This window comes from Rhizomicrobium sp., from assembly GCA_037200985.1.
Taxonomy (GTDB): domain Bacteria; phylum Pseudomonadota; class Alphaproteobacteria; order Micropepsales; family Micropepsaceae; genus Rhizomicrobium.
On sequence record JBBCGJ010000001.1, the window covers coordinates 2,330,744 to 2,347,936 of the forward strand.

15 protein-coding genes are annotated in these 17,193 nt (G+C 68.0%); 8 read left to right on the forward strand and 7 right to left on the reverse strand.

Features of this window, described 5'->3' with window-relative positions; translation table 11 throughout:
- The first annotated feature begins 33 nt into the window (after positions 1-33).
- The gene (locus WDN01_11370; protein ID MEJ0026617.1) at positions 34-1,107 is read left to right on the forward strand and encodes a DUF2252 family protein; all 1,074 of its coding nucleotides are present in this window, start codon (positions 34-36) and stop codon (positions 1,105-1,107) included.
- A gap of 144 nt (positions 1,108-1,251) precedes the next feature.
- Here WDN01_11370 and WDN01_11375 read toward each other — a convergent pair whose 3' ends face one another.
- The 3 genes from WDN01_11375 to WDN01_11385 form a co-directional block, all read right to left on the reverse strand.
- Positions 1,252-1,443, reverse strand: coding sequence for a DUF1289 domain-containing protein (locus tag WDN01_11375; GenBank protein ID MEJ0026618.1), 192 nt, complete (start codon positions 1,441-1,443; stop codon positions 1,252-1,254).
- A 158-nt stretch (positions 1,444-1,601) separates the two neighbouring features.
- Positions 1,602-2,843, reverse strand: a complete 1,242-nt coding sequence (locus WDN01_11380) for an acyl-CoA dehydrogenase family protein (protein ID MEJ0026619.1) — start codon at positions 2,841-2,843, stop codon at positions 1,602-1,604.
- Positions 2,844-2,964: 121 nt separating this feature from the next.
- On the reverse strand, positions 2,965-4,089 hold the full coding sequence (locus tag WDN01_11385; protein ID MEJ0026620.1) for an acyl-CoA dehydrogenase family protein: 1,125 nt from the start codon (positions 4,087-4,089) through the stop codon (positions 2,965-2,967).
- A gap of 142 nt (positions 4,090-4,231) precedes the next feature.
- Here WDN01_11385 and WDN01_11390 point away from each other — a divergent pair, with 142 nt between their 5' ends.
- The 6 genes from WDN01_11390 to WDN01_11415 all read left to right on the forward strand — a co-directional run bounded on the left by WDN01_11390 (position 4,232) and on the right by WDN01_11415 (position 13,025).
- Positions 4,232-4,762 (forward strand): hypothetical protein, encoded by a 531-nt coding sequence (locus tag WDN01_11390; protein ID MEJ0026621.1) that lies wholly within the window; start codon positions 4,232-4,234, stop codon positions 4,760-4,762.
- Between the two features lie 87 nt (positions 4,763-4,849).
- A complete protein-coding gene (locus WDN01_11395; GenBank protein ID MEJ0026622.1) occupies positions 4,850-5,926 on the forward strand; it encodes a YjgN family protein in 1,077 nt (358 codons plus the stop codon).
- Positions 5,923-7,035, forward strand: a complete 1,113-nt coding sequence (locus WDN01_11400) for a M48 family metallopeptidase (GenBank protein ID MEJ0026623.1) — start codon at positions 5,923-5,925, stop codon at positions 7,033-7,035. Before WDN01_11395 ends, WDN01_11400 begins: the two co-directional genes overlap by 4 nt.
- 184 nt (positions 7,036-7,219) lie before the next feature.
- Positions 7,220-9,844: an aminopeptidase N gene (gene pepN / locus WDN01_11405; protein ID MEJ0026624.1), complete on the forward strand. Its 2,625-nt coding sequence runs from the start codon at positions 7,220-7,222 to the stop codon at positions 9,842-9,844.
- A 140-nt stretch (positions 9,845-9,984) separates the two neighbouring features.
- Positions 9,985-11,451 carry a HAMP domain-containing sensor histidine kinase gene (locus tag WDN01_11410; GenBank protein ID MEJ0026625.1) on the forward strand — a complete coding sequence of 489 codons (1,467 nt, stop codon included), beginning with the start codon at positions 9,985-9,987 and terminating at the stop codon, positions 11,449-11,451.
- 110 nt (positions 11,452-11,561) lie between these two features.
- Positions 11,562-13,025 (forward strand): hypothetical protein, encoded by a 1,464-nt coding sequence (locus tag WDN01_11415; GenBank protein MEJ0026626.1) that lies wholly within the window; start codon positions 11,562-11,564, stop codon positions 13,023-13,025.
- Between the two features lie 138 nt (positions 13,026-13,163).
- Here WDN01_11415 and WDN01_11420 read toward each other — a convergent pair whose 3' ends face one another.
- Positions 13,164-14,564 carry a glutamine synthetase family protein gene (locus WDN01_11420; GenBank protein MEJ0026627.1) on the reverse strand — a complete coding sequence of 467 codons (1,401 nt, stop codon included), beginning with the start codon at positions 14,562-14,564 and terminating at the stop codon, positions 13,164-13,166.
- Positions 14,565-14,681: 117 nt separating this feature from the next.
- Here WDN01_11420 and WDN01_11425 point away from each other — a divergent pair, with 117 nt between their 5' ends.
- Positions 14,682-15,761: an extracellular solute-binding protein gene (locus tag WDN01_11425; protein MEJ0026628.1), complete on the forward strand. Its 1,080-nt coding sequence runs from the start codon at positions 14,682-14,684 to the stop codon at positions 15,759-15,761.
- Positions 15,762-15,793: 32 nt separating this feature from the next.
- On the opposite strand, the gene WDN01_11430 is transcribed toward WDN01_11425, so the two are convergent.
- Genes WDN01_11430 through WDN01_11440 form a run of 3 tightly spaced genes read right to left on the reverse strand, consistent with a single transcriptional unit; the run spans position 15,794 to position 17,192 of the window.
- A complete protein-coding gene (locus WDN01_11430) occupies positions 15,794-16,273 on the reverse strand; it encodes a periplasmic heavy metal sensor (GenBank protein MEJ0026629.1) in 480 nt (159 codons plus the stop codon).
- A 1-nt stretch (position 16,274) separates the two neighbouring features.
- The gene (locus WDN01_11435) at positions 16,275-16,604 is read right to left on the reverse strand and encodes a hypothetical protein (protein MEJ0026630.1); all 330 of its coding nucleotides are present in this window, start codon (positions 16,602-16,604) and stop codon (positions 16,275-16,277) included.
- A gap of 12 nt (positions 16,605-16,616) precedes the next feature.
- A complete protein-coding gene (locus tag WDN01_11440) occupies positions 16,617-17,192 on the reverse strand; it encodes an RNA polymerase sigma factor (GenBank protein ID MEJ0026631.1) in 576 nt (191 codons plus the stop codon).
- Between the last annotated feature and the right edge of the window lies 1 nt (position 17,193).

Below are 17,193 nucleotides of genomic sequence, written 5' to 3' on the forward strand. Positions count from 1 at the left end.
GGGGTCCAGACTTGGCCGCGCGAGGGGGCGGCCATGAACATCGTCGAGGCGACGAAGCGCTACGAGGCGTGGCTCGAAGAGGCCGTGCCGCTGGTGCCGCGCGACCTGAAGCTCAAGCACGAGACGATGCGGGGGAGCGCGTTCGGATTTCTCCGCGCCACGTATTACCGCTGGGCGCAGCAATTCGCGGGCGTGTGTCCCGCGGCGGCCAAGGCGCCGTCGATCCTGATCATCGGCGACCTGCATCTGGAGAATTTCGGCACCTGGCGCGACGGCGAGGCGCGACTTTGCTGGGGCATCAACGATTTCGACGAGGCGCATCGCGGGCCTTACGCCAACGACCTGGTGCGGCTGGCCGCGAGCGCGCTGATCGCCATCGAGGAGGGCAAGCTCTATATCGGCGCGGAACGCGCGGCGGCGGAGATCCTGACCGGCTATGCGCAGGCGATGGCGCAGAAGCTCGCGCGGCCCTTCGTGCTCGAGGAGGACAACACCGCGCTGCGGGCGCTGGCGATGAGCGATGCGCGCAGCCCGAAGAAATTCTGGAAGAAGATCCTGGCCGAGAAGGACGCCGCGCCGCCCGCGGACGCCAAAGCGCTGCTGGAGGCGCATCTGCCCCAGGGCGAGCCGGACACCGTCTTCAAGCGGCGCACCGCCGGCGCCGGGAGCCTCGGCCTGCCGCGCTTCGTCGCGATCAGGCTGGCGAATGGCGGCCATGTGGCGCGCGAGGCCAAGGCGCGGGCGCCCTCGGCCCAGGCATGGGCGAGCGGCGGCGGCCACGATCCCAGCCATACGCCGGCGCTGCTGGCGCGTGCGATCCGGCCGCAGGATCCGTTCCTGCATGTCGGCGACGGATGGATCGTGCGCCGGCTGGCGCCGCATTGCGAGACCATCGCGCTTGCCGACATCGCCGACGCGGCGGAGCGGCGCGCGGTGCTGAACGCGATGGGCCGAGAGACGGCGAACATCCATCGCGGCACGCCGGGGGCGCGGGCGCGGATATTGAAGCATCTCGACAAGCAGAAGGACGGCTGGCTCTACGACGCGGCCGCCGCGATGGCGGAGAGCGTACGCAAGGATTGGAAGGTGTGGAAGAAGCGGGGATAGAGTTCGACCTGCTTCGATGGAAATCCACCTGTCATGCCCGCGCAGGCGGGCATCCAGAGCACCAGGCACCATGCCGTTTGCCCTGGATTCCCGCCTACGCGGGAATGACAGTCCGGAATTGTGGTCGCTACGACCAGCCGCTCTCTAAACCGCCGGCTTCGGCGGCACGATGCCCTTGACCTTCATCCGCTCCGGCAGCGTCGCCATGATGGCGAGGCGCTCCTCTTCGCTCAGCCGGCCCCACTTTGCGATCTCGGGCAGCGTGCGGCCGCAGCCGAAGCAGATGTCGGTGGCGCCATCGACGACGCAGACCTTGAGGCAGGGGGAAGATGTCATGGGGACGCGCTGCTCCTTACCTCTCCCGCTTGCGGGAGAAGTCGGCGAGCGACGCGAGCCGGGTGAGGGACCGGCCGCCGGCGGGCGGCCCCTCACCCGAAATGTCCTCGCTGCGCTCGAACATTTCGACCTCTCCCGCAAGCGGGAGAGGTTGTCTTCTACCGCCCCGTCGGGATCTTGTTGAAGGGGACGTCCTTGTCGACGCGGATGTCGCCGGGGAGGCCCAGGACGCGCTCGGCGATGATGTTGCGCAAAATCTCGTCCGTGCCGCCCGCGATGCGCAGGCCCGGCGCGGAGAGCCAGCCGCCCTGGAACAGGCCGTGCATCGGCGCCGCGGCGCCCTGCAGGACGCCCGCCTCGCCTTCGAGCTCCATCGCGAAGGCCGAAAGGTCCTGGAGCTTGGTGGCGACGACGATCTTGGCGATCGAGGCCTCCGGCCCCGGCTGCTTGCCCTGGCTGAGCGCCGTCATGGTGCGGAAGGTCGTGTAGCGCAGGCCGGCGGAGCGGACATACCAGTCGGCGATCTTCTCGCGCACCGCGGCGTTCCTGATCGCCGGGCCGTCCTCCAGCTCGAGCTCGCGCGCAAGCTGCATGAGCTGCGGCACGTCGAGGCCGCCGCCGGCGCCGCCGCCGACCGCGAGACGCTCATGCATCAGCGTGGTCAGCGCCACCGTCCAGCCCTGGCCGACCTCGCCCAGGCGCTGGCTGTCCTTCACCTTCACGTCGGTGAAGAAAATCTCGTTGAAGCCCGCCCCGCCGCTCGCCTGCTTGATCGGGCGGATGTCGACGCCGGGGTCCTTCATGTCGATGTAGAACATCGTCAGGCCCTTGTGCTTGGGCACGCCCGGATCGGTGCGGGTCAGGATTATTCCGTAGTCGGAGAATTGCGCGCCGGTGGTCCAGATCTTCGAGCCGTTGATCGTCCATGTGTCGCCGTCCTTCTCCGCCTTGGTGCGCAGGTTCGCGACGTCGGAGCCGCCGGCCGGCTCGGAGAAGAGCTGGCACCAGATCTCGTCGCCCTGCACCGCGGGCCACACGAAGCGCTTCTTGGCCGCCTCGTCGCCATAGGCCATCAGGGTCGGGATGCACATGCCGAGGCCGATGGCGAAGGGCGCGCCGCTCGCGACATCGTATTTGGATTCCTCCTGGCCGAAGATGATCGACTGCATCGGCGTGCCGCCGATGCCGCCCATGCCCTTGGGCCAGGTGATGCGGGCATAGCCGGCTTTCGCCTTGGTCTTCTGCCAGGCTTTCGACGCGACCATCTCGCCTTCGGCGCCGTTCTCCATGTCCTCGGCGCTGATCTCGCGCTTGCCGGCGCGCTTTTTCGCATTGGCGTCGAGCCAGGCGCGCACTTCGGTGCGGAACGCGGCTTCTTCGGGGCTGTCTTCGAAGTCCATTGTGTTCTCCCAGTTCTGTTGTGCGTCTATCCGTTCTTTCTTCTGTCATCCCCGCGAAGGCGGGGATCCAGTGCCGCTTGCTCTGGATGCCCGCCTCCGCGGGCATGACAATGGAGCGGACTTAAGCGTTCGAGGTTTCGAGTTCGGTGACGAGCTTGTCCTTCCAGGCGCGCTGGGGGCCGAGCACCAGGCCGGTCTCCTTCGCGCGCTTGTAATAGAAGTGGCAATCCATCGCCCAGGTGAAGCCGATACCGCCATGGGTCTGGATGTTCTCCTTCGACGCATAGTCGAAGGCTTGCGTCGCGGAAACACGGGCGGCGGCGGCGGCCAAGGGAAGCTCGCGCGCGCCGGTCGAGAGCGCCCAGGCGCCGTAATAGGCGTTGGAGCGGGCGAGCTCGTTGTTGACGTACATGTCGGCGAGCTTGTGCTTGATCGCCTGGAAGGAGGCGATGGGACGACCGAAGGCGTAACGGCCCAGCGCATAGTCCTTCGCCTGCGCGAGGCAGACATCGGCGCCGCCCACCTGCTCGAAGGCCAGCAGGATCGCTGCGCGGTCGAGCACGCGGCTCGCGTCGCTCCAGCCTTCGCCGATCTTGCCGAGCGGTTCGGCGCTCGCGTTCTCGAACACGATATCGGAATGGCCGCGGCTGGCGTCGAGCGTCTCGCAGGTCTTGCGCTTGACGCCCGCGCCCTTGAGATCGACCAGCGCAAGCTGAAGCCCGCGCTCGCCGGAGCCTTCGGATGTCTGCGCCAGCACGACGGCGTAGTCGGCGATCGGCCCGTCGATCACGGCGATCTTCTTGCCGTTCAGCTTGCCGCCCTTGAGCGTGGCGCGGATGTTCTTCGGCAGGACCGCGCCCGGGCCTTCGGCGCGCGCGAAGGTTCCGACGATCTCGCCGGACGCCACCTTCGGCAGCAGGCGCTTCTTCTGCTCGTCGGTTCCCGCGATCAGCAGCGCCTCGGCGAAGAGATAGACGGTCGAGGAGAACGGCACCGGCGCGAGCGCGCGGCCCAATTCCTCGGCGATGACGCAGAGTTCCAGATAGCCGAGGCCGAGGCCGCCGAATTCCTCGGGGATCGCGGTGCCGGTCCAGCCCATCTCCGCGACCTGCTTCCACAGCGCGGCGTCGTGATGCGCATCGCCTTCGAACACGGCGCGCACGGTTTTCGTCGTGCATTTCTCGGACAGGAACTTCCGCGCCTGGTCCTTCAGCATCTTCTGGTCGTCTGAGAAATCGAAATTCATTTTGTCCTGCAGGCTCCCTGCCTCGTTGTCACGTCGCGTTAACCGACGATAGAACACGGCGCGTACTCAAAGCGAGTCCATCGTCTTAACGTCGGTTTAATCGCGATGTGTCAGCCTTACCTTGGGTAAGCGCGGATCGATCATGGCAAAGGCACAATTTCACAAGAGCCAACGAGTCTATGTGAAGCCGGTCGGCACATGGGCGCTTATCGAACATGTCGTGCCGCATTGGGCGAAGGGGCTCGATGAGCCGATCCGCGTGCACTACGACGTCGGCCTCGGGCGCGAGTTCACCGCCGACGAATTGCAGGCCGAAGAGCCGGTGACCGGCCAGAAGAAGGCCGAAGGCGATTTCTGGCGCGTCGTGCGCGCGCGCAACAAGTGGCAGCCGTCGGAAGACTGCGCCCGCCATCCGGTGCCGGGCACCTATCCGGTGGTCGTGACCGGCCAGGCGGAATGGGGCGGCTGGCGCGTGCCGGGCGCCGAATACGATCTCGACCCCGCCCGCATCGAGCGCCAGGCGCGGATGATCGCGCTCTCGCCCAAGCTGATGTCCTTCGCGGAAGGGCTGATCGACTGGGCGCGCAAGTCCGGCGAGGACATGCCGAACGCGCTGGTGGAACTGGCGCATGAGGCGCAGGACGTGCTGGCGTCCATCGAAGGCCAGAATTAACGACGTTCCCTAACCTTGCTTCCAGAGCGGCGGTGGAAACCGCCGCACAACCCCCGCATAGTGCCGCCGAGTGGGGGAGCAAAGGCGATGTCGGATCTGCCCGCGCAGCCGGACGGCGCGCCGACAATCCATACTGTCGAATTTCGCGGCCGGGGCGGAGAGTATTTCCGCATCTGGATCGTGAACATCGCGCTGTCGGTGCTGACGCTCGGCATCTATACCGCCTGGGCGAAGGTGCGCACGCAGCGCTATTTCTACGGCAACACCTATCTCGCCGGACAGTCCTTCGAATACCACGCCAGCGCCTGGCGCATCCTGGTCGGACGCGCCATCGCGCTCGTCCTGTTCCTCGGCTATTCGCTGAGCGTGGTGTTCCTGCCGCTGACCTTCGGCATCTGGTTCCTGATCCTGGGCGCGGCGCTGCCCTGGCTCGCCAACGCCTCGATCCGCTTCAACGCGCGCAACACCTCGTGGCGCAATGTGCGGTTCAACTTCAACGCCACCTATTTCGAGGCCTTCATCGCCTATGTGGTGTGGAGCGCGGCGGCGCTCGCCTTCTTTCCGCTGATCCCCTATGCGCGGCGGGTCCACGACTATTTCTACATCAACCATCACCGCTTCGGCGGGCGCGGCTTTCAGACCGCGTTCCCGGCGCGGTGCATCTATTTCGTCTATCTCTCCGGTTTCGTGCTGATCGTCGTCCTTCTGCTCGGCGTGATCGCCATCGCCGGCGCGGCGGTCGAGATCGCGACCCATGCCCGCAACGTGTTCGGCAAATTCGCCATCCCGCTGGGGCCGGAGAATTTCTCCCTGATCGTGTTCGTGCTGTTCGGCATCGGGGCCGCGTTCGTCGCGAGCTTCGTCACCACGAAAGTGACCAATCTGTCGATCGGCAACACGACGCTGGAGGGCGGCTTCCGGTTGTCGTCCAAGGCCTCGGGCCTGCGCGTCGCCTGGATCGTGGTGACGAACGCGCTGCTGACCCTGGTCACGCTGGGCCTCTTCTATCCCTTCGGCCGCATAAGGCTGGCGCGCTACCGCATGCGCAAATACGCGCTGATCGCGGGCGGCGACCTCGACGACTTCACCTCCGAGGCGCTGGAGGCGCAGAGCGCCATCGGCCAGGAGATCGCCGGCTTCTTCGATTTCGGGTTCGGCCTATGAACTGGACGATCGAGGGGCGCTATTTCTATCCCGGCGCGGCGCGCCATGTGCCGGCGCGGGCCAGCGCGGAAGCGGACCGCACGCTGCGCATCGCCGACGAGGAGGGCCAGGTGCTGGCGGAGGCGCCGGCCAGGCGCGTCACGGTGACGTCGCGGCTGGCGCGGCTGATGCGCCGCTTCGACCTGCCCGACGGATCGCGCTTCGAGACCGACGACAATGACGGCGCCGACGCGCTGCTGCGGAGCCTGCGCAAGCGCCGCCGGGGCCGCTTCACCGACCGGCTGGAGCGCGCCTGGCCGGCGGTCGGCGTCTCGCTGATCGTGTCGCTGCTGTTCGGCTATTATGTCGTGGTGCAGGCGGTGCCCGTCGCGGCGGAATGGCTGGCGCTGAAGGCGCTGCCGACGGTCGGCCATGCGATGACCGAGCAGACCCTGCTGGCGCTCGACCGCTTCGCGCTGACGCCGAGCAAGCTGGCGCCGGCCGACCGGGCGAAGGCGACGGCGCTGTTCCACCGGGTCGCGGCGCATGCCAGGGGCGGAGCCAGCGGCTACCGCCTGATCTTCCGCGGCGGCGGCAGGATCGGTCCCAACGCCTTCGCCCTGCCCGACGGCACCATCGTGATGACCGATCCGCTCTGGGCGCTGGTCAAACAGGACGCGGAGATCGAGGGCGTGTTCGCGCATGAGATGAGCCATGTCGACCATGCCCATCAGCTCCAGCGCGTCTTCGAGGCCTCGCTCATCCCGGCGACGCTCGCGATCTTCACCGGCGACATGAGCCAGATGAGCCAGATCTCGGCGATCCTGCCCGGCATCGTCGTGCAGTCGGCCTATTCGCGCGGCTTCGAGAGCCAAGCCGACGACGACGGCGCGGCGACGCTGCGCCGCATGGGGGAGAAGCCGTCGCGCATGGCCGACCTGCTGGAGCGGATGGACAAGAAGCTGTGCGGCAAGCAGGGCTGCCCGCCGAGCTGGATCGGGGATCATCCCAACACCGCGATCCGCGCCGCGCGGCTCAGGGCCGAGGACAAGGGGCCGATCGCGGCGGCGCAAGATTGCCTGAGACCGTGGCAGAGCGGAATTTCGTTGCGCTGTCTGGGGTGGGATTGAACCAAGCACGGTGTCATGGCCCGCGAATGCGGGCCACCCAGTTGGTGCGCCACCGAAATCGCAGAACAATCCGCGCTCAAATCTTCGCGACAATGCCGTCGTCACCTGTCATGGCCCGCATTCGCGGGCCATGACAGGTGTGTTTGTGGTGGGTAAGGTGCCCTGCCCCTGTCAAGGAAACGTCATGCGCACCGAGGAACCGCGCGCGATCCGTCTCAAGGATTATCGCGCGCCGGACTATCACATCGCCGAGATTTCGCTCGACTTCCAGCTCGATCCGCCGGCGACGCGGGTGACCGCGACATCGAAAGTGACGCGCACCGGTACGGCCGGTGCGCCGCTGATGCTGGACGGCGAGGAATTGAAGCTGCTCTCGGTCGCGATCGACGGGCGCAAGCTCGGGGCGGACGAATATGTGCTGGGCGAGACGTCGCTGACGCTGTCGAAATTGCCCGACGCCTTCACGCTGGAGATCGTCACGGAGATTTCGCCGGAGCACAACACGACGCTGAACGGGCTTTATACGTCGAAGGGCATGTTCTGCACGCAATGCGAGGCGGAGGGCTTCCGCCGCATCACCTATTTCCTCGACCGGCCGGACAACCTCGCCGTCTATACGACGCGGATCGAGGCCGACAAGGCGGCTTATCCGATCCTTCTGTCGAACGGCAATCCGATCGGAAGCGGCGATCTTCCCGGCGGGCGGCACTTCGCGGTGTGGAACGATCCCTTCCCCAAGCCCTGCTATCTCTTCGCGCTGGTGGCGGGCGATCTGGGCGTCCTGAAGGACAGCTATACGCGCGGCTCGGGCAAGCCGGTCGATCTGCGCATCTATTGCGAGCACGGCAACGAGGACAAGGTCGCCTACGCGATGGACTCGCTCAAGCGCGCGATGCGCTGGGACGAGGAGAAATACGGCTGCGAATACGATCTCGACATCTTCATGATCGTCGCCGTCAGCGCCTTCAATTTCGGCGCGATGGAGAACAAGGGCCTCAACATCTTCAACGACAAGCTGCTGCTGGCCTCGCCGGAAACGGCGACCGACGACGATTATGCGCGGATCGAGAGCGTTGTCGCGCACGAGTATTTCCACAACTGGACCGGCGACCGCATCACCTGCCGCGACTGGTTCCAGCTTTCGCTGAAGGAGGGCCTGACCGTCTTCCGCGATCAGAGCTTCTCGGGCGACATGCGGTCCCACGGCGTGTGCCGCATCAACGACGTGAAGGCGCTGCGCATGCGCCAATTCGTGGAGGATGCCGGGCCGCTGGCCCATCCGGTGCAGCCGCAGAGCTACATCACCATCGACAATTTCTATACCGCGACGGTCTATGAGAAGGGCAGCGAGGTCATCCGCATGCTCCAGACGCTGGTCGGGCCGGAGGGCTATCGCAAGGCGACCGACCTTTATTTCAAGCGGCATGACGGGCAGGCGGCGACGGTCGAGGACTGGGTCAAGTGCTTCGAGGATTCGAGCGGCCGCGACCTGACGCAATTCCGCCGCTGGTACCGCCAGGCGGGCACGCCGACGATCACGACCGAGGGCGTCTATGACGCCGCGAAGAAGACCTTCGCGCTGACGCTGACGCAAGCGCTCGCGCCGACGCCCGGGCAACCGACCAAGGAGCCGATGCATATTCCGGTGCGGCTGGGCTTCATCGGCCAGAACGGCAATCCGATGCCGCTGACGCTGGAAGGCGAGAAGACCACCGGACCCGACGAGCGCGTGGTCGAATTGATGACGGCCGCGCATACGTTCCATTTCGTCGACGTGGCGCAGAAGCCGCTGGTGTCGGTCGGGCGGCACTTCTCGGCGCCGGCCAATTTCGTCACCGGCTATTCGGCGGACGAACTCGCCTTCCAGATGAAGGCCGATGCGGACGATTTCAACCGCTGGGAAGCGGCGCAGAAGCTGGCGACGCAGATCCTGCTGGCCGCGGCCGCGAAGGGCGGCGTGCTGGCGAACGAAAAGCCCTATGTCGACGCCATCGGCGCGGTGCTGGCGGATGCGGAGGCCGATCCGGCCTATGCCGCCTTCATGATGCTGCCGCCGCTCGACACCGAGCTGGCGCAGGCGATGAAGACGCCCGATCCCGACGGCATCTTCGCGGCGCGCGTGGCGATGGTGCGCGCGGTGGCGGCGGCGCATGGCGGGCGCATAAAGGCGCTCTACGACAAGATGACGACGCCCGGCGCCTTCGATCCCGGCGCGGGACCGGCCGGCCGGCGCGCGCTGCGCAATGCCTGCCTGCGCTACCTGACGGCGGCGGACGACGAGGCGGCGGCGGCGCTGGCCGAAGCGCATTACCGCGCCGCGACCAACATGACCGACATGATCGCCGGGCTCGGCGCCCTGACGCGGATGGAGTCGCCGCGGCGCGACGCGGCCTTCGCGCATTTCCACGACCGCTTCAAAGCCGACCCGCTGGTGCTCGACAAATGGATGAGCCTGCAGGCCGGCTCCTGCCTGCCGGGCACGGCCGACGCGGTGCGCCGGCTGATGACGAACCCGGCTTTCGACATCAAGAATCCCAACCGCGTGCGCTCCCTCGTCGGCGCCTTCGCCGGCAATCATCTGCGCTTCCATGCCAAGGACGGCGGCGGCTATCGCCTGGTCGGCGAGACCATCGCCACGCTGGACCGGATCAATCCGCAGGTCGCGGCGCGGATGGCCGGCGCGTTCGAGGCCTGGCGGCGCTACGATGCGGCGCGGCAGGGATTGATGAAGGCGCAGCTCCAGGCGCTGACCAAGCTGGACGGGCTGTCGGCCAACCTGTTCGAGGTCGCCACGAAGATGCTCGAGTAACCACTCGTTAACTTTCGTGACAGCGAGTCCCCGATTCGCATAATGACTTGAAGGCAAGTGATTCGCCTTCAGGGGTTCGCCATCCGATGGCGCAAGCGCGTACAGCCGAACATGTACCGTTGACGGTGGGCTTCGCCCGGTTGACCGGGAAGAACATCCGCGTGACGGTGCTCGTCTGCGTGGCGCTGATCTGCGGCTCCTTCGCGGCGGCCGCCGTGCTTCAAATGCGCAACGACCGCGTCCATGCCCTGGCGCAGGCACGCGTGTTCGAGGCCGAGCGCGCCGCCGACATCGCCGCGACCGCCGCCGCGACACTCGACCGGCTGGCGGCGGAAGGCCGCGCCTTCGCCGACGGCAAGCCGGTCGACGGCGCGGCGAACGGCATCGGCAACATCACCGTGTTCGACGCGAGCGGCCTGGCGCTGGCGACGCGGGACAGTCTCGCCGACCAGGCGCTGCCGGCCGACACCGTCACCGCCGGCGTGCCGCGCGTGCTGGCGCCGGGCACGCTGATCTTCCCCTATGGCATCAAGACCGTGGCGCTGAGCTTCGATCCCCATGTGCTGGTGCCGGCGCGGCTGCTGGCGCGCGCGGCGATCGTTTTGAAAGATGGAAAGGTGCTGCTGCGCGATGCGGCCTGGTCCGGCGGCGGGCCGGCGACCGCCATTGCCGGCTGGCCCGTGACGGTGCGCGCCTCGGTCGACGAGGACGCGGCGCTGGCGGCGTGGCAGGGATCGCTGCCGCTCTATCTGTTCGTGATCCTGGGGCCGGCGCTGGCGGGCGCCGCGCTGGCCGCGGTGTTCGTGCGGGAGTTCGAGCGCCGGGCGCGGGCATCGGAGGCGATCCGCACGCTGCGCGCGATGCGGCCGGTGGAGGCCAAGCTGCTCGTCCGCCTGGCGACGGCCGAGCGCGAGGCGGCGGAGGACGCGCGGGCCAAGTCGGAATTCATCGCCCATATGAGCCACGAGCTGCGCACGCCGCTGAACGCGATCATCGGTTTCTCGGAAGTCATCGAGCGCGGCTTCTACGGCACGGTCGGCCACGCGAAATATGTCGAATACGCGCACGACATCAACGAGGCGGGCCGCGCGCTGCACAACAAGATCGGCGACATATTGGAGTTCGCCAATGTCGAGGCCGGGCGCTATCCGATAAAGCTGCAAGGCGTCGATGCCTGCGCCGCCGCCAACGATTGCGTGAACGAGCATGCGGGGCGCGCCTTCTCGCGGCGCATCGCACTGGAGATAGGCTTCGCCCATGCGGCGCAGGCGCTGGCCGATCCCCTGGCGGTGAGCCGCATCCTGACCAGCCTGATCGGCAACGCGCTCGCCTATACGCAGGAGGGCGGCCTGGTGCGCGTCGACGTGCGCGACGAGGAGGCCGCGGTGGTGGTCCGCGTCATCGACAACGGCCATGGCTTCACGCGGGACGAGGTGGCGAAGGCGGGTGTGCCGTTCCGCCGCTTCGACCGGCCGGGCGCGGCGACCGGCGCGGGCATGGGGCTCGCCATCGCGATGTCGCTGGCGCGGCGGATGGGCGGCGCGATCCGCCTGGACGGCACGCCGGGCGGCGGCAGCGTGGCGGAGCTGCGGCTGCCGAAGGCGTGACGACCTCTCCCGCTCGCGGGAGAGGAAATTAACCCTTCGTTAACCTCGGTTAACCGACGATTAACCGACTGCTTCGGGTTGGGGACATGGTGGCGCTGGCGCCGCGGAAAATGGGTCGTTGGGCCGCGCTCGCGGCCGCAATCCTGTTTGGCGCCGGCGCGGCCCTCGCGCAGGACGCGCCGCCCGCAGGCTCCTCGCTCACCGTCGTGTCGCAAGGGCCCGAAGCGGAATTCCGCATCCGCGGCGTGTCGGTGAAATCGGTGCGCGCCGACGACGCGCAGAACACCGTCGCCTTCGACTTCAACGGGCCGGTGAGCGACGAGGCGTTCGCGCAGCTCGAGGCCGAACTGCCCGACTGGATCGAGATGGCCTATGCCGGCTACGACAACGCGGTGATCCGCGCCAGGCGGCCGGTCTCCTTCCTGACCAAGATCGAGAGCGACGGATTCTCGATGAAGATGGTGCCGCGCGACGCGGGCGAGAGCGCGCCGCTGCGCGGGCCGGACGATACGGACGCAGCGCCGCCGCAACCCGAGCCCTTCCGTTCGAACCGCGGCTGGCACGCCGTCGCCCCGGCCTATGGGCGCGCCGCCGCCGAGCGGCCGTTCGACGTCGCGCTGCGCGCCGGCTACGACACGCTGAGGCTGGGCGGCGCCAATGTCGTCATCGTCGCCGGCGACTGGCGGCACACCAAGGACGCCACGCTCTATGCCGCGAACGGCCATGCCGATGCCCAGGTCGCCGAGAACATCCGGCTGCTCGCCGATGTGCGCGACGTGGTGGTGAACGGCAAGGCGGTGCGGCTGCTCGGCGGCGCGGTGGCGCCGTTCAACGTCAACGACGTGTCGGGCTCGGCGGGGCTGAGCGTCGCGTTCGACGCGGCGAAGATTTCGTTCGAAGGGCTCTATGGCCGCTCCGGCTTCGGCGGGCGCGTCGGCGTCGCGGCGGATGCGGGCGACTGGCAGTTCGGCATGCGCGCCGCGTGGCACGAGCCTTATACCGATACGGCGGAGGCGATCGCGCTGAAGGGCTCGCGGGATTATTCCGCGCTGTTCGCGGCGGGGCAGATCTTCGACGGGCTGTGGGCGACCGGCGAGGCCTACGCCGCGCGCTACGGCATCAAGGGCGACCAGAACGTCGCGCGCACGGCGGGCTGGCATGCCGGGCTGCGCTACGACATCGACGGCTGGCCGCTCAGCATCAATTACGACGGCGACGGCGAGTACATCATCGATGCGCGCAAGGTGCCGGGGCCGGCGCCCTCGCCTTTCATTCCGCTGTCGATCCGCACGCGCGAGCTGCACCAGTTCGGCGGATCGTTCAGCGACGATCTCTCGCCGTCGCTGTGGTTCGATCTCTATGGCGGCTATGCGATCGACCGGTATGGCAAGGACGGGCCCTATGGCGGGGCGGCGCTGCGCTATGAGCCGGCGCCGGGATGGGATCTCGCGCTCGACGGGCGCTATTCGACGGCGGCGGAGCGGCAGGGCGAGACGGGCAATGTGCTGAGCGCGGGATTCCGGCTGACCTATGCCTGGGGCGCGGCGGACGCGCCGATATTCAAGAGCTTATAAGTCTATCCATTGCGCGAAGCGCTGTATGACTCACGCGGAGCCGCGGCTCCGCGTGAATCTATTTGCGCTTCGCGCGATGGGATGGGCGGGGTCGCAGCGACAGCGTCGCGACGCCCGCCCATGACGGGCGAGAGAGCGTCACAAATACCAGTCGTATTCCGCGGCGGAGACGATCTTGCGGAAGCGCTCGGCTTCCAGGCGCTTGGTCTCGCCGTAGAGCGCCACCGTCTCCTCGCCCAGATAGTTCGAGATCGTGATGCCGTCCTTCAGCCGCGCCAGCGCGTCGTCCAGCGTGAAGGGCAGCGCGCGGTCCGGCTCGCGCGAGACGTTGCGGGTGGCCGGCGGGCCGGGATCGAGCTTGCGTTCCAGTCCGTAGTGCAAGCCCGCCAGCACGGCGGCGGCGGCGAAATAGGGATTGGCGTCGGCGCCCGATGCGCGATGCTCGACCCGGCGCCCCGAACCCGGACCCACGGGAACGCGCAAGCCCGCCGAGCGGTTGTTGACGCCCCAGCGGCGGTTCACCGGCGCGAACATGTCGGGCTCGAAGCGGCGGTAGGAATTGATCGCGGGCGCGAACAGCGCCATCGATTCCGGCATCAGCGCCTGCAGGCCCGCGATGGCGTGACGCAGGCGCTCCGAGCCTTCGGCGCTGCCGTCGTCGAAAATGTTGCGGCCGTCGGCGTCCAGGACGCTGGCATGGATGTGCAGGCCGCTGCCGATGCGGTCGGGATAGGGCTTGGCCATGAAGGTGGCCTCGAAGCCGCTGGCGCGGGCGGCGGCCTTCACGATCTGCTTCAGGAACACCGCATGATCGGCGGCGCGGCGGGCATCGGCCTGGTGATGCAGGTTGATCTCGAACTGCCCGGGCGCGTATTCGGAACTGGCACCGCTGACGGGGATGCCCTGCAGCCGCGCCGCTTCGCCCAGCGCGGTGTGGAAGGCGGCATAGCGGTCGAGATCGTCGATCGAATAGACCGCGTTGTCCTTCTCGCGCCGGCCGCTGCGCGGGCAGAGCGGCGGCAGGGGTGCGCCGCTCGCGTCGCGGGCGCGGTCGATCAGGTAGAATTCGAGCTCGAGCGCGATCACCGGCGTCAGATGACGGTCGGCGAACTGCTCGAGCACGCGCTCCAGCGCGGCGCGCGGCTCGCCGCCGGTCGGCGCGCCGTCCTCGTTGCGCATGGTGGCGAGCAATTGAAGCCGCCTGGCGCCTTCGCCCCAGACGCGGGAGAGCGTGCCGGGCACCGGCCAGGCGGTGCCGTCCGGATCGCCGTCGCCGACGCCGCGGTCGAAGGGGTTCACCATCTCGCCCTTCACGTCCATCAGATAGACCGAGCGCGGGAGCTGCATGCCGGTGTCGAACAGCCGCGCGGCCTCGGCCAGGGGCAGGCGCTTGCCGCGCATCGTGCCGGCGATGTCGACCACCACGGCGTCGACGCATTCGATGTCCGGATGGGCGGCCACCGCCGCCGCGAATTCCGCCTTTGCGGGATCGACGAAGGCCGGCCGCGCGAAGGCGGGAAGGGGCGTTGCCTTGTTCATAGGCACATCATAGGCCGGCCCGGCGCGGCGACCAACTGACACGACCGCGCCTCACGTGATTGCGCGGAAGGGCCCGCCGCCCTAGCTTTCCTGTCGGCTTTACGGGGGGAGGGGACAATGAAATTTCCGGTCACGTTGGCGATCGCGGCGGCGCTGGCGCTGAGCGTCGCGGCGTGCGGCCCGAGCGGGAACAAGGGCGCCGGCGCCCCTTCGGGCAAGCCGGTGTCGCTGTTCCAGTGGGAAGACTACATGGACGCGCCGTTCCTCGCCGACTACCAGAAGACGTATAACGAGAAGCCGAACATCACGATCTTCGCCGACGAGGACGAGGCATTCGCCAAGATGCGCGCCGGCTACAAGCCGGACGTGATGGGGCCCTGCTATTACGAATTCCCGCGCTGGCAGGAAGCGGGGCTGCTGCAGCCGATCGACACGACCAAGCTCAAGAACTGGAACAAGATCTCGCCGACCCTGCGCGACCTGCCGGGCATCTGGGCGGACAAGACCCATGTCTGGTTCGTGCCGCACTATTGGGGCAACACCTCGATCACCTTCCGCACCGACCTCGCGCCGGAATACGTCAAGTCGCAGAGCTGGGACATCCTGTTCGATCCCAAATACAAGGGCCGCGTCTCGGTGCTCGACGGCGTGGACGACACCGTGCCGTTCATCGCCCATATGATCGGCGTCGACGCCTACAACATGACGCCGGCGCAGTACGAGCAGGTGAAGGCCAAGCTGCGCGCGCTGATCAAGCAGACGCGCGTCGTGTCGAGCGACAACACCACGCTGACGCAGGGGCTGGGCTCGGGCGAGCTCGTGGCGGCGATGTCGTGGCGCATCATCTACAAGACGCTGCACGACGAGGGTAAGCCGGTCGAATACATGAACCCGCCGGGCGGCATGTTCACCTATGTCTGCGGGCTGACGATGCACAAGGATCCGTCGGACGAGGCCAAGGCGCTGGCGCTGATCGATTCCTCGCTGTCGGACGGCGCGGCCGCCTACACGATCGAGAAGATCGGCGACGAGCCCGCGAACGAGGAGGCGCTGAAGAACGTGTCGAACGAGACCTTCGCCAAGCTCGGGCTGACGCGCGACGTGGAGACGTTCCTCAAGAGCGGCATCTTCCAGCGGCGGCTGAAGAACAAGGACCAGATCGTCAACGACTGGACGGAGATCCGCGCGGGGCTCTGATGAACGACCCTCCCTCAAGGGGAGGGCAGGACCTATCGTGCGCCTCGTCGGAACAGGCGGAAGAACCAGGAATGGCTGCGGGTCTCGATGCGGGCGACCAGCGCCTGGCGCTGGGCCGGCGACAGCGTCGCGAGACTCTCCGCCGCGAGATCGACCGCTTCGCGTTCGACGGCGGCGTCCGCCGCGGCGACGGATTGCAGGGCGGCCGCCGTCTTCTGCGGCGTGGCGTCCGGCGCGCCGAATTCGCGGAAGGCCGCGAGGCGGGCCTGCGCGGCATCGCGGCGCAGGGCGACGATGCGGCCGCGATGCGCCTCGACGATCGCCCGGATGGCGTCCCGGCGGTCGGGGAATTGCGCCATGACGGCGCGTGGCGACATCGGGCCGCCGCTTCCCACCGCGATGTCGAACTGGGCGATGCGCCAGGCGACGACGGCGACGCCGGCGATCAGCGCCACGTTCAGGCACAGCGACGCGATGAGCAGCCAGTTGCGGCGGGGCCGAGTCTCGTCCATCTCAGACGCCTGGCGCGCCGTCGATGTCGATGCCGGCGTCGAAGGTGAAGAGGCCGTCGTCCGGAGACGGTCCGAGCGGCGCGAAGGCGGCGACGCCGAGGCCGATCATCAGCGAGACGGCGAAGGCCATGGCCGGCTGCCACACCGGCGCGCCGGGCCACACCAGATCGGCGGCGCGGCGCAATGCCGTCGCGACACGCCCGCGCGCCGCGAGGCGGTCGAAATCGTCGAGGATGCGCCGCTCCAGCGCGGCGGGCACCGCCGGTGCCGGCACCATCGCCAGCAGCCGGTCGAGCCTGGCATCGTCCGCATCGTCTTCCATCTTCGTCATGCCGGAGCCGTCCTAATCGTCCTTCAAGTGTCCGAGCGTCGCGCGGAGCGCGCGGCGCCCGCGCGCCAGCAGCGATTCCAGGGCTTCAACGCTGATGCCGAGAATATCCGCCGCTTCAATATTGCCGCAGCCCTCGAAATGGCAAAGCTGGATGGCGGCGCGCTGGCGCTCCGGCAGGGCGGCCAGCGCCGCCTCGATCTGCACGGCAACCGCCGCGTTCTGCAGGCTGGCCTCGGGGCCGGGCGCCGGATCGACGACCTCCGCCGCCGCTTCCAGCCGCACCGTCGGGCGGCGGCGCAGCCGGTCGTAGCACTTGTTCAACGTCACCCGGTAAAGCCAGGTGCCGATCTTGGCGCGGCCGGGCTCCCAGCGCGACGCGTGGGTCCAGAGCTGGATGAAGGCATCCTGCACCGCGTCCTCGGCCTCGATGGGATCGGAGAGCATGCGGCGCGAGAGCGCCAGCATGCGAGGCAGATGCCGCGCCATCAGGACCGCAGCCGCGGCGCGATCGCCCCGGCCGACGCGGGCAACAAGGTCGGCGTCCGGATCGATCGTCATGCCGGAGCGGACTGTCGCGAACGCATGCACC